12 protein-coding genes and 1 tRNA gene are annotated in these 12,050 nt (G+C 51.7%); 4 read left to right on the forward strand and 9 right to left on the reverse strand.

Going from position 1 to position 12,050, the window contains the following annotated elements; translation table 11 throughout:
- Positions 1–79: 79 nt before the first annotated feature.
- The gene (gene tgt / locus IQ268_RS19130) at positions 80–1,189 is read right to left on the reverse strand and encodes a tRNA guanosine(34) transglycosylase Tgt (protein ID WP_193882645.1); all 1,110 of its coding nucleotides are present in this window, start codon (positions 1,187–1,189) and stop codon (positions 80–82) included.
- Positions 1,190–1,237: 48 nt separating this feature from the next.
- Positions 1,238–1,699: a hypothetical protein gene (locus IQ268_RS19135; protein WP_193882647.1), complete on the reverse strand. Its 462-nt coding sequence runs from the start codon at positions 1,697–1,699 to the stop codon at positions 1,238–1,240.
- A 576-nt stretch (positions 1,700–2,275) separates the two neighbouring features.
- On the opposite strand from IQ268_RS19135, the gene cobS reads away from it, so the two are divergent.
- The 3 genes from cobS to IQ268_RS19150 all read left to right on the forward strand — a co-directional run bounded on the left by cobS (position 2,276) and on the right by IQ268_RS19150 (position 4,805).
- The gene (gene cobS, locus IQ268_RS19140) at positions 2,276–3,088 is read left to right on the forward strand and encodes an adenosylcobinamide-GDP ribazoletransferase (RefSeq protein ID WP_193882649.1); all 813 of its coding nucleotides are present in this window, start codon (positions 2,276–2,278) and stop codon (positions 3,086–3,088) included.
- 229 nt (positions 3,089–3,317) lie between these two features.
- Positions 3,318–3,743: a ferredoxin gene (locus IQ268_RS19145; RefSeq protein ID WP_193882652.1), complete on the forward strand. Its 426-nt coding sequence runs from the start codon at positions 3,318–3,320 to the stop codon at positions 3,741–3,743.
- Positions 3,744–4,157: 414 nt separating this feature from the next.
- Positions 4,158–4,805 carry a response regulator transcription factor gene (locus tag IQ268_RS19150; RefSeq protein WP_193882654.1) on the forward strand — a complete coding sequence of 216 codons (648 nt, stop codon included), beginning with the start codon at positions 4,158–4,160 and terminating at the stop codon, positions 4,803–4,805.
- A gap of 58 nt (positions 4,806–4,863) precedes the next feature.
- Here the strand turns inward: IQ268_RS19150 and cysW are convergent, their stop codons facing one another.
- The 3 genes from cysW to IQ268_RS19165 all read right to left on the reverse strand — a co-directional run bounded on the left by cysW (position 4,864) and on the right by IQ268_RS19165 (position 7,748).
- Positions 4,864–5,760, reverse strand: coding sequence for a sulfate ABC transporter permease subunit CysW (cysW, locus tag IQ268_RS19155; RefSeq protein WP_193882656.1), 897 nt, complete (start codon positions 5,758–5,760; stop codon positions 4,864–4,866).
- The gene (gene cysT, locus IQ268_RS19160) at positions 5,750–6,604 is read right to left on the reverse strand and encodes a sulfate ABC transporter permease subunit CysT (RefSeq protein WP_193882658.1); all 855 of its coding nucleotides are present in this window, start codon (positions 6,602–6,604) and stop codon (positions 5,750–5,752) included. Before cysT ends, cysW begins: the two co-directional genes overlap by 11 nt.
- A 73-nt stretch (positions 6,605–6,677) precedes the next feature.
- A complete protein-coding gene (locus IQ268_RS19165; RefSeq protein WP_193882661.1) occupies positions 6,678–7,748 on the reverse strand; it encodes a sulfate ABC transporter substrate-binding protein in 1,071 nt (356 codons plus the stop codon).
- A 199-nt stretch (positions 7,749–7,947) separates the two neighbouring features.
- Here IQ268_RS19165 and IQ268_RS19170 point away from each other — a divergent pair.
- Positions 7,948–8,020, forward strand: a tRNA-Thr gene (locus IQ268_RS19170).
- Between the two features lie 501 nt (positions 8,021–8,521).
- Here the strand turns inward: IQ268_RS19170 and IQ268_RS19175 are convergent.
- The 4 genes from IQ268_RS19175 to IQ268_RS19190 form a co-directional block, all read right to left on the reverse strand.
- Positions 8,522–10,150, reverse strand: coding sequence for an FAD-dependent thymidylate synthase (locus IQ268_RS19175; protein ID WP_193882664.1), 1,629 nt, complete (start codon positions 10,148–10,150; stop codon positions 8,522–8,524).
- Positions 10,151–10,168: 18 nt separating this feature from the next.
- Entirely contained in the window at positions 10,169–10,633 is a 465-nt protein-coding gene (gene dut, locus IQ268_RS19180; RefSeq protein ID WP_193882756.1) for a dUTP diphosphatase, read from the reverse strand.
- A gap of 119 nt (positions 10,634–10,752) precedes the next feature.
- Complete coding sequence (dcd, locus tag IQ268_RS19185; protein ID WP_193882667.1) at positions 10,753–11,352, reverse strand: dCTP deaminase; 600 nt, start codon at positions 11,350–11,352, stop codon at positions 10,753–10,755.
- On the reverse strand, positions 11,349–11,894 hold the full coding sequence (locus IQ268_RS19190) for a P-loop NTPase family protein (RefSeq protein WP_193882670.1): 546 nt from the start codon (positions 11,892–11,894) through the stop codon (positions 11,349–11,351). The genes dcd and IQ268_RS19190 overlap by 4 nt, the downstream gene beginning before the upstream one ends.
- Between the last annotated feature and the right edge of the window lie 156 nt (positions 11,895–12,050).

The raw sequence follows: 12,050 nt of genomic DNA on the forward strand, positions 1-12,050 counted from the left end.
ATGGACTTCCATCCTACCGAAGCAATCTGGCTTCGAGTAGAACGGTATACCAGATAACAAACTGGACGATGAGAAGCCCTTAACCCGATGCTGGACGCAACCAGTGGGCAAACTCAACCGTAAAGCGATCGTGCAGAATGGCCTCCCGGATGCGCTGTGTAAACCGCACCAACTCTGTAATGTTGTGGATTGAGATCAGGGTGAAGGCTAACAGTTCCTGGGCGCGTAACAGATGGCTAATGTAAGCACGGGTAAACCGCTGGCAGGTGTAACAGGGGCACTCCTGATCCAGGGGGGTAAAATCCTCCCGAAATCGGGCGTTTTTCAAATTCCAGCGATCGCCTTGCACCAGGGCGCTACCGTGACGGGCTAAACGGGTGGGAATCACACAATCAAACAAATCGATTCCGGCAGCGATCGCCTGTGCCATTTCGCGATAGGTGCCTACTCCCATCAGATAGCGCGGCTTGTGTTCGGGCATAAACGGGGTCGTACCACGCACAATCGTTTCGATCAATTCGGCGGGTTCGCCAACGCTAACGCCCCCGATGGCATATCCCGGTAAATCGATCGCGGTGATGGCTTTGGCGGCCTGTTGCCTTAAGTCGGGATACACGCCCCCCTGGATAATGCCAAACAGCGCCTGATCGGGGCGTTGGTGGGCAACTACACAGCGCTCTAGCCAGCGATAGGTGCGCTCGGTTGCAGCGGCCACGGCATCCCAGCTAGCCGGATAAGGGGGGCATTCGTCAAACGCCATGATCACATCAGCACCCAGCGCATTTTGAATTTGGATCGATCGCTCTGGTGTCAGGTGAATCATTTGCCCATCGCGCGGCGAACGAAAGGTCACGCCCTCTTCGGCGATCGCCCGAATTTCGCTCAGGCTAAAAACCTGAAACCCACCGGAATCGGTCAGCATGGGGCCATCCCAACCCATAAACCGATGGACTCCCCCGGCCTTCTCCACAATCTCTTCACCCGGCTGAAGATGCAAGTGATACGTGTTGGCTAATACCATCTGCGCCCCGGTTGCTTGCAGTTGCTCCGGAGTCACCGTTTTGACATTTGCTAACGTCCCAACGGGCATAAAGCGCGGTGTTTCAACCAGTCCGTGAGGTGTCGAAAAAATCCCCGCGCGGGCTTGAGTGTGCCGACAGCCCGCCTGACAGTGAAATGAAAAATTCAATCCCTGAACCTAATTGCTTAAATTGATGCTCTATAGAGTGTATAGAATTTACAGAGAAAAATTCTCTTCATCGTCGATTCGCACATCCCAACTGGCAGACAGCACCTCAGCCACTACGGCTTCCAGTGCGGCTGCGTTCAGGCTTCGAGTTGCCTGCTCTTGCAGCGGGTTGGAGAGCGGAATCAGCCGCAACTGCCGATTTTCTTGCGCCAGGTCGAAGCAGGGCTGCCCCTCACCGCTGCGCTTCAGTTCGAGATAGTCAAAACTATGAACGTTGAGATAGAGGGTATGGTTGGCTACAAGGGTCGATCGCTGCGGGTCGGCGAACACCTCCAGCACATAGCCTTCCTCAGATTCGACGAGCGGTTCACCGTCTTGAGTGTAGCTGTAGCGAACTCGGCTCAAGTCGCTGAGTAACCGCTGCATATCTTGCTTATTGACCACAATTCCGGCATCAACAATGCAAGGGGCAGGCAGTTTCATGTTTCCAGGAAGTTGATCGTGATTCATACAATAGAAGCCCTTGGTCTAAATGGGACCTTAGGTTGCGTTACGACTAGCGAAACAAAGAATAGCGTCATAGCAATCGATAGACTCCTCAGATCATAGGATGAATGAACTTACCAAGGGAACCGATAACTACTTCTGCCGGGATGGGTACACTAGGTCAGGAAAAAGCGTTGAACTGCCAAGCAAAGTTTGAGAAACTTGGCGGGGGCGGGCAGGTTTGGCAACTCAGTTTCCTGTTCAGGGGAGTACTTGGAACAATCTTATCTCAGGACTTCAAAGTCGCCCTTAATGAAATATACGGAAATCCCCGTCTAAAATGAGCTACGGTCGATTTTTCCACAATTCAAGCCTTAATTATGACGGCAACGTTGAATCAGTGATTCAGCCAGAATGCTGATTCTTGGAGCAAATGCTGTGTGATAAGAGTTACCGTCAGTTCCGCTGTTTGGATCAGCGTCAAAACTGAGCAGTTGATTCAAACAAGCCGACAGTAACCGTTACAGCGATCGCCCTTGAATGACGCTACTCCAGTTTTAAAGGTTCAATTCTCAAACGGTATACCCCTGGTTGGGATGCATGGCAGATCCACAGCATGATGATCCGGCTAGACAGCCCTTGTCGTGGTTGAAGGCAAAGGTTCAGTTAGCGTTGGCTCGTTTGGCAGCAGCGGTTGTGTTTTACACCTGTATTCCTTTGCCTGCCACCTGGGTTCTGGAGTTTCAAACCGTTGCTCGTCTGGCACCAGTGGTTGGACTGCTGCTGGGTGGGGGGCTGGGGCTGCTGGATTTTGGCTTGCAGCAGTTGGGGATGCCTGTACTGACCCGCAGTACGGTTGTTGTGATGGTGTGGGTGGCAGTTACCGGAGGGCTGCACCTGGATGGCGTGATGGATACGGCGGATGGGCTGGCTGTAACCCAACCGCAACGTCGATTGCAGGTGATGACCGATAGTGCTACGGGCGCATTTGGAGCGATGGCCGCGATCGCCCTGCTGCTGCTTAAAACCGCTGCCCTTAGCGATTTGCCGACCCTGCGCTGGGGAGTGTTAGCCGTTGCGGCAGGCTGGGGACGATGGGGGCAGCAGGTGGCGATCGCCTGCTATCCGTATCTGAAGCCGACGGGAAAGGGGGCTTTTCATAAAGCGGCACTGCCGTCAGCCTGGGACATCATTCCTGGATTGCTGTTGATGCTAGGAGTCTGTTTGCTGCTGGGACTGGGGCAGAGCGCTCAGTGGCGGTTGGTGGTTGGGCTAGTGGCGGGCGGCGCGATCGCCTTCGGGATGGCAGCCTGGTTTAGCTGGCAGTTGGGCGGCCACACGGGCGATACCTATGGTGCTGTGGTTGAATGGGCTGAGGCTGGGGTGCTGGTTTTGGGTACGCTCTTACTGTGACGGAATCCTTTTTGGCGACGGAACCAAAGCAAGATGGATGGGCAGTTGTGGCGATCGCTTCCGGGAATCTCAGGTCACAAAATCAGTCAGAATTAATTGAGTGCAAACGTCGAGTGCAGCATACCGAGCGCAATATAAATGAATGCTGAGGCGCTTGCCTGATGGGCTGCGAATGCCTGGTGGCCCACAGTAGGTATAGTTGAGTAGGTGAAATCTCCTTGATGTGATTATGTCTCCTGATTGTGATGCTTTAGCACTGGAGTCGTTGGCCGCCTGTTCTCAAGCGCTGGGGTTGTCTCAAATTCAGCGGCATATATTTATCTGCGCCGACCAAACTAATCCCAAATGCTGCGACAAGGCTGATAGCCTGGTGGCCTGGGACTACCTCAAGAAACGTCTTAAGCAGCTAAAGTTAGATATCTCGACCCCAGAGCGCCCTTCCTGTGTGTTTCGTACCAAGGCTAACTGTTTGCGGGTGTGCCAGCGGGGGCCCATTCTGGTGGTGTATCCGGATGGAGTGTGGTATCACAGTACAACCCCAGAGGTCATTGAGCGCATTATTCAAGAGCATTTGATGGGCAATCAAATCGTAGAAGAGTACGCATTTTTGGTTCATCCTTTACCGGAATTGAACAAACAGGAGTCAAACGATTAAGATTTCTTTCACAACCCTGTAAATGGATGCGATCGCCTTCATTTGACGGAAGAATCAAATAGGGCTGAGCCAACCAAATGCCACAAAACTGGTACTCAGACTTTTTCTATAGCGCGTAAATTTAACCCATCAAAAGAAAGGCAATATATAATATCGCGGTGAGTGGGGTGTAAACATCTGCGATTTTACTAAATTTTCGCAGGTAGGTTCGTTAGCTATCCTTTAATCAGGGAAAGACATGACTGGGAACTAGACCGACTGCAACCGTTTTGTCTATCCAACACCTTATCGAGGCTTGAAAGGATGCAGAACCTATCAAGGCTGCTATCAAGGCTAACTGAGGAGACAGAAAAGGGCACCTTAAACGAGTGTTGATAGACCTATTGTTGACCTAGGCGTGGTGAGTAACAAAGCATGAAGGAAAATAGTGTGGGAGATCACAAACGACTTTTATTGATCGATGATGATCCGAATTTGATCTTGTTAGTGAAAGACTATTTAGAATTTCGGGGATACGAAGTAGTCACTGCCGAAAACGGTCAAGAAGCGCTAGAGGTCTTGCAAAAAGATACGCCGGACATGATCATCTGTGATGTGATGATGCCGCAAATGGATGGCTATTCACTGGTAGAGCATGTTCGTAAAGATCCGCGCACAAGCTGGATTCCAGTCTTGTTTTTGTCTGCCAAAGGTCAGAGCCAAGACCGGGTGAAAGGGTTGAATACCGGTGCAGATGTCTACATGGTGAAGCCGTTTGAGCCAGAAGAACTCGTCGCTCAGGTTGAGTCTTCTCTCAAGCAAGCGTCTCGGTTGATTCAGCGGCAGGAGAAGGGATCGGATTCGGCTCCCAAGATCCAGGTGCCGTTTGATGTTGAGCTAACGCCTACTGAACTGCGAGTGGTTCAATATGTAGCACGGGGCATGGCAAACCGCGAAATTGCAGAAGAACTCAATGTGAGTCAACGCACGATTGAAAGCCACGTGAGTAATATGCTCGGCAAAACGGGGCTGCACAATCGGACTGAACTGGCGCGTTGGGCGATTGAAAACAGCATGGCATAGTTGCCGTTTCGCGTTACCTGGTTGACAAAGGCTATGAGTTGGGTGTGCTACACGTTCCCTAATCTAACGATTCTCTTGGTGCTTTGATTCGAGTTCTGCGCTCTACGATTTCTTTTAAGATCAAGGTGATGACGGCCAACAGCCCTAGCAAAATGGCTGCGGAGAAAGCAGCCTGCGTTTGATACTGCTTATACGCTTCCTCTACAAACAGCGGCAGGGTTTGCGTTTTACCGATGATGTTGCCAGAAACCACCGCAACTGCACCAAATTCTCCCATTGCTCTGGCACTGGTTAGAATTAACCCGTACAGTAAGCCCCAGCGAATGTTGGGCAGAGTGACCCGCCAAAAGGTTTGCCAATCTCCAGACCCTAGCGTTTTGGCGGCCTCTTCTTGATCGCGACCGATTTCTTCTAATACCGGAATCACTTCACGCGCCACAAAGGGCAAGGTGACAAAGGCGGTAGCAAAGACCATTCCCGGCAAGGCAAAAATGACTTTGAGGTTCATGCTTTCGAGCAGGGGGCCGAACCAGCCGCGCTGACCGTATAGCAGGACAATCATCAGTCCGGCGACGACGGGGGATATAGAAAAAGGCAAATCGATGAGGCTAATGAGCAAGGTGCGCCCCGGAAACTGGTTACGCGCGATCGCCCAGGCGGCACATAGCCCAAAGACCGTATTGATCGGCACCACAATTAGAGTGATGATCAGCGTTAGCCGAACAGCGTTGATAAAGTCTGGGTCGGTCAGGTTACTTAAAAATGGCCCCACCCCTTCACTAAAGGCTTGGACAAACACATTGAGAGCCGGAACGAACAGAATTAGCGCCAGGTAGGCGATCGCGGTTCCCACCAGCACCCACTTCACCCAGCGAGGTTGAGGGGTTGCCGGAACCTTCGCTGCCCCTTCAGAGGCAGCGGAGAACGGTTCAATGGGTTTCACTCTAGAATTCATAACGCCGCCCCCACGCTTGTAAAAGATTGATGCCTAAGAGCAACAGCAAAGACACAACGAGCATGACGGTGCCAATTACCGTTGCGCCCACATAGTCGAACTGCTCCAGTCGTTGAAACACCAGCACGGGTGCAATTAAATCTTGAAACGGGATGTTGCCTGCCACAATCACAATGGAGCCATATTCGCCCACGGCTCTGGAGAAGCCAAGGGCAACCCCCGTCAGCATGGCGGGAACAAGCGGCGGCAATAAAACTCGCCAAAAGGTTTGCCATTGCGATGCACCCAAACTCCAGGCCGCTTCTTCAATTTCTCGTTCCATCTCTTGCAGCACGGGTTGCAACGTTCGCACAACGAACGGCAGCGAGATAAACAGCATGGCAACCGCTACTCCCAACCGCGTAAAGGACACTCTGATACCCAGAGGTGCCAGTAATGACCCAATCCAACCGTTGGGGCTATAAACCGTTGCCAGGGTTAAGCCTGCAACAGCAGTGGGTAACGCAAACGGTAGATCGATCACCGCATCCATAATTCTGCGACCGGGAAACTCGTAGCGCACCAGCACCCAGGCGATTAGCAGCCCAAACACGCCGTTAATCAACGCTGTCACTAAGGCAGTGACGAAGGTGACATTATAGGCAGATAGGGCAATGTCGCTGGTAGCAATTTCCCAAAACCGGGCGGGGCCGGTAGTGCTGGCTCGCAGCAACAGGGCGATCGTTGGCAGAAACAGCATGATACTGAGATAAATCCAGGTGACGCGCCACGGTAGGGAAATGTGGCTGATGCGATCGCGCAACCGCTGCCAGGAGGAGGGATCGGATGTCTGGGAAAAAGTCATAGATCGAGCAAAGTAGAAGACAACGCGGCTAAACGGTTCTATCAGTAGAGGTTACTGAGTAGAGGTTATGGCATTAGCCTCTGCCAATCGTGGCTTGAATTTGGTCAAAAAGAGCGCCATCGGCAAAGAACTTAGCTTGAACGGTATCCCATCCTCCCAGATCTTGAACCGTAAACAGCGTTTGAATGGGGGGATACTGCTCAGCAAATTCGGCAGTGACGGTTGGCTCTATGGGGCGAAACCCAACTTTGGCAAACTCTCGCTGGGCTTCTGGCGTAAATAGATATTGCACAAACGCTTCTGCGACAGCGCGAGTGCCGTGCCGATCGACATTTCTATCAATCACGGCGACTGGATTTTCAATTGAAATATTAATGTCGGGGACAACATAGGGCAAATCTTGACCGTTTAACCGTGCCAGAATCACTTCATTTTCGTAGTTAATTAACACGTCCCCCTGCGCTTGTTTGAAGAAAACATCGGTTGATTCGCGGGCATCTCGCGGTAAAACGGGCGCATTTTGAAACACTTTGGTGGTGTAGTCCAGGGCGGTGGCATCTGTTCCGGCGGCTTGCGCCACTGAACCCCACAATGCCAAAAAATTCCAGCGGGCACCGCCCGATGTTTTGGGATTGGCCGTGATGACGCTAACATCAGCCTTAGCCAGGTCTGCCCAATTTGTGATGTTTTTGGGGTTGCCTGTGCGAGGTACTAATGCGGCAACGGACGTGTGGGCGATCGCACCATTGGGAAGTTCCTGTTCCCATCCCGGCTGAATTAAACCAGACTGCTCTAGCTTTTCCACATCGAGCGCCAGGGCTAACGCCACCACATCAGCATCTAAGCCATCTATCACCGCTCGCGTTTGGGAGCCAGAACCACCATAGCTCTGGTTGATGACCACAGTTTGTCCATGCTCCTGCTGCCATTGGGCGGCAAACTGAGGGATGATTTCTTTATAGGCGGCTCGCGTTACCGCAAAGGACACCAGGGTTAACTCGACGCGATCGCCACTCACAGTTGATGTTGAGCAGGCCGTTAGCCCAACCAAAGACAGAATTACAGCCAGGGTTGTGCTGAATCCGACAAGCAATAGAGACAACAATCTCTTCCACTGACGACGCTTCTGTTGACCAACCATCATCCTGTCCTCGGCAAAATACAGTTACCCGGTCGGATTATGCGACTTAGGGTACAGCGATACATGATACACCGAAATTCGGGATCAGGGGCAGGCGCTGAATCTGGATCGGGGGCTGTAGGGCTTCACCTCGGTATGCTTCACGCTTTCTTATGCAATTATGCTTAAGAAGGGGCAGAGATTTGCTATATTAGCCCTAGTCGCTGGTGTAGCTCAGTTGGTAGAGCAGCTGATTTGTAATCAGCCGGTCGCAAGTTCGAGTCTTGTCACCAGCTTTCACCCCCCTACGCAGGGCTAATTTGTTGCCGTCAGAGACAATCCAAACGCCCTGAATTCTCGTTTTACAGAGATAAAACAGGTCATAGAAGGATTGAAACGGGTTCTTTGTCATGCGAAGCGCCCACTTTTCTGGTTTTCCGCAGGTGCTAATCCCTCACCCCCCTCCGATTAGGTTTCCGGTGAAGTGGCATCGATCGCTTCGCATTGCTGCTGAGTTAGAGAAAATCGGGACAGCGATTTAGAAGTGGTGAGAAGGCAACCGCAACGCCCCCTTGCCGCTCAACCGATGCGAAGCGCGCTGCAATGACTCAACAACCATCCCTTGCGGAGGGGGTGTGGGGGACGAGCTCGTCCCCTGCTGGGGGTTTGGGGGCAATGCCCCCAAGTCTGCCAAAAATAGTGCCCACCGCCCTTCGGGACGGGGTAGGACTTCCTGGCTAAAAGCTAAAAAGTCTGAGCCGTTGCCCCGCAAATAGTTTAGAAAAACGGTATCATAATCATTCCTGACGGCGTTGCTTCAGCTTGGTATCTAACCGTTGCTCGGCTGCTAATCGTTCTAACCCATAGTTATTCAGATCAACAAAAGTCAGGTTGGCAACTAGAGTAGGGTGAACGGCGCGAATGTGGTGGTACATGCCTTGGGCGATCGCCCGATACGTGGAATGCCCTTGCCGCGAACTCCGCAATTCCACAAAATGGTATACCTCGCGCAGATTTAGCGTCATGCGCCATCGCACTCGATAGGCAAACGGCACCACATATTGCGCCGCGTCGGGTAAGTCAGTGTGAATCAGTTCAGCCGTTTCAGCCGCGTCATCCAATGCCTTGCGATACGGTTCTGCTAAATTCGCGGCCTCCAATTCCGGTGGAACAACATACCCATGACGAACCGAATACCGCTGACGTTCTTGAGTTAGCACCCGATGCCGATGCAAGTCACGGTATGCCCCCAGATCCGCCAGCACATCAAAGGTGTAGTAGGTTTCTTCAAAGGCGCGTCCCGGACGATGGAAGCGTGTCGATCGCTCCCCTACATAGGTGTTAATAATTTCGGCCTTCTCAGATGTTGATAATCCTCTGACATATTCTTTGATTCGCTCCAGCGTTAAATCTGAATGCGGATAAAGGATCGAAGCAACGATTTTAATTTCGGCATCGGCATCGTACTCCACCAACTGCACAAAGGATGTTGCGGTTGGTTCAATGGGTTTTAGCTGTTGATGGGTGAGCTGAGCAGTGCGATCGCGGTTGGCAGACAAATACTGCGCGTATTGTTGCCCCCGTTCCGTTTTGGCGCGTTTCACAAACGACGGAATCAGTTGGTCTAGCTCTTGCTGCATTGCCAATCCCAAACTGCGAACTTCTTCATGGGGAGATGCCGCCAGCTTAACCAACATGTACTCAAAGGCGCGTCCATTGCCAAACAACCCCACATTGGTCAGCGTTGCCATTGGTAACAGCCCACGCAAGAGATCAAACGTCTTTGCCCGTGTAGCGCTGTTGTATGCCCGTTCCGACGTATCTGTATCTCTAGGAGTGCAGGTTCGCACCCAACTCAGCAGAGGGGCGGTTAACGCTGTGTAGGTATCGAATAAGTGATCCAGGGTTGCTTCATATCGCAGTGCGTGGCTGGATGCCATGATAAACGGTTCGCGATAGTAGCGGTAGCGACCATTGATTTTCTGGTTAAACGGAACGTATCGGGTAGATTTCTCTAATGGCGAAATGCCCAAACGGCTATCTTCTAGCGCTTTGGCGGCAATATTGCTAATTCCCTCACAGGCAATGTGGGCACCTCCCAATTCGGCGACAGAATCATCGCCATAGCCAATCAAAACGCGATCGTAAAACGCTTCGGCTTGTTGAATTGCCACCAACTGATCCGAATTGCCGCCCGCCACGTTACCCACGATCCGTGTAAAATCGGCCTCGGGTGCCTGGATGAACTCATCTAGCAGGATACGACGTAACCCCTTCGTGCTACGGCTGTAGCGTGAGAACAGTGCCCCTTTGACCACCTCCGGCAAGTTTCGCAACCCAAATACCGATCGCTCCAAATTGGTGACAAAAGGCTGGAGCAACCGCCCCTCTTGCTCAGTCAGCAACTCGTCTGAACCAACTGTCATCTTTCTTCTCCCTCCTGGTTAGTGCTGCGGGCGATCGCCATCTACTTCACTATAGGCAATGCCCGTAGACCCAAAACCGCCGCTGCCCCGTTGTGATGCCGCCAACTCATCAACCTCTTCAAACTGTCCATACATCACTGGAGCAACCACAAGCTGAGCAATTCTCTGGCCTTTACTAATTGGGAAAGGAGTACTGCTCAAATTGAGCAAGATCACTTTAATTTCGCCTCTGTAGCCTGCGTCAACCGTTCCCGGAGTGTTGAGAACCGTTATGCCATGCCTGAGCGCTAAACCGCTTCTGGGTCGCACCTGAAGTTCAAACCCTGCTGGCACTTCTGCCGCTAGTCCCGTAGGGACGGCGACCCACTGCATAGGTTGCACGGTGCAATCTTCAACAGAAACCAGATCGGCTCCTGCATCGCCAGGATGCTCATATCCAGGCAACTTTGCTTCAGCAGTCAGGCGCTTAATCTTGACAAGCACGGGGCGATCGGTCGTCATGCAACTCTCTATTCAACCATCGAGGCTCCAAATCATACCATTTCGGTTGGCCTGGAACACATCAATTACTGGTTTAACTGAGTCTGCTGGATTGCACCCCTTCAAACGCGAGCCAGAGTAACCACTTCAGGCTGATCTTGATACTTGCCGCGCCGCGCATCATAACTCACGGCACACGGCTCTCCTTCTAAAAACAGAAGTTGCACAATGCCTTCATTGGCATATACCCGGCAATCGGCACTGGAAGAATTGGAAAACTCTAACGTCAAGTGTCCCCGCCATGCCGCCTCAGCAGGCGTCAGGTTGGCAATGATGCCACAACGGGCATAGGTGCTTTTGCCAATGCAAATCACAGTGATGTTATCGGGAAGCTGTAACCGCTCCAGGGCAACTCCCAATCCATAGGAATGGGCTGGCAGGATAAAGAAATCGCCGTTCTGATCGTGATGAAGCGGTGTTGGCTCCAGGTTAGCGGAATTAAAATGCTTCGGATCAACCACCGTACCGGGAATGTGGCGGAAGATGCGAAATTCGGTGGGCGACAAACGGATATCGTATCCGTAGGATGATAAGCCAAAGCTAATCACTGGACGCAGAGGAGAGCTAGGTTCCACATTCACATTGCGAATCAAACTTGGTTCGAAGGGGGCAATCATCCCCTTCATTGCCATTTGTGCAATCCACGTGTCGTTTTTAATCATGCTGTCCTCAAGTGATAGCTGCGACGAAGTTCGGTAACTTGATCAGCAATGTCTAGAAGCGATTGCGGCATATCTGGCCCGGTCAAGATGACATCAACCTCAATCGGGCGATTTTGCAAAAAGTCCAGCACCTCTGCTTCTGAAATTAGCCCAAAATTGATCGCTAAACTGAGTTCGTCTAAAACGACCAATGAATAATGGCCTTGAGACACTACAGACGTTGTATGATGCCACAAATCTAACAGAGCATTGGCTTCCGATTCGTCTAGATGAGGGGTATCAATGCAGCGAGGTAAGTTACACCGGAGCCACTCTAAACTGCTGCCCAACCTGACCGGATAGTTGTGCCCCTGCCCAATGCCGCCTTTAAGAAACTGAACCACCAGCACAGGATGTCCTTGTCCAGCCATTCGCAAAGCGTGAGCCATGACGTTGGTAAAAAAGCTGCGGTGAGGACAGGTAAAGACTTGAACTAATCCTTCGATCGCATGAGGCGATCGCGCATTGGAACCACGGGTTGAGGCTTCGAGCTGGGAAACCATACAGCAGTAAGACTACAAGTGAGCAGGCGGAGCAGTCGTCTATATAGAAGCAATACTAACTCTATTAGTACATCTATATTAAGCCAGAAACCAGGCCGATAGAACAACAAAATATAGCGTAATCGGTCGGTTTCACCCTCAGTCAAACACCATATG

The organism is Oculatella sp. LEGE 06141 (assembly GCF_015207605.1).
Lineage (GTDB): Bacteria > Cyanobacteriota > Cyanobacteriia > Elainellales > Elainellaceae > Oculatella.

What these genes read in the sequence shown, in the direction of transcription:
- IQ268_RS19135 (WP_193882647.1), bottom strand. Translation starts at nt 1,699, where the DNA reads ATGAATCACGATCAACTTCCTGGAAACATGAAACTGCCTGCCCCTTGC.
- cobS (WP_193882649.1), top strand. Translation starts at nt 2,276, where the DNA reads ATGGCAGATCCACAGCATGATGATCCGGCTAGACAGCCCTTGTCGTGG.
- IQ268_RS19145 (WP_193882652.1), top strand. Translation starts at nt 3,318, where the DNA reads ATGTCTCCTGATTGTGATGCTTTAGCACTGGAGTCGTTGGCCGCCTGT.
- IQ268_RS19150 (WP_193882654.1), top strand. Translation starts at nt 4,158, where the DNA reads ATGAAGGAAAATAGTGTGGGAGATCACAAACGACTTTTATTGATCGAT.
- cysW (WP_193882656.1), bottom strand. Translation starts at nt 5,760, where the DNA reads ATGAATTCTAGAGTGAAACCCATTGAACCGTTCTCCGCTGCCTCTGAA.
- cysT (WP_193882658.1), bottom strand. Translation starts at nt 6,604, where the DNA reads ATGACTTTTTCCCAGACATCCGATCCCTCCTCCTGGCAGCGGTTGCGC.
- IQ268_RS19165 (WP_193882661.1), bottom strand. Translation starts at nt 7,748, where the DNA reads ATGATGGTTGGTCAACAGAAGCGTCGTCAGTGGAAGAGATTGTTGTCT.
- IQ268_RS19175 (WP_193882664.1), bottom strand. Translation starts at nt 10,150, where the DNA reads ATGACAGTTGGTTCAGACGAGTTGCTGACTGAGCAAGAGGGGCGGTTG.
- dcd (WP_193882667.1), bottom strand. Translation starts at nt 11,352, where the DNA reads ATGATTAAAAACGACACGTGGATTGCACAAATGGCAATGAAGGGGATG.
- IQ268_RS19190 (WP_193882670.1), bottom strand. Translation starts at nt 11,894, where the DNA reads ATGGTTTCCCAGCTCGAAGCCTCAACCCGTGGTTCCAATGCGCGATCG.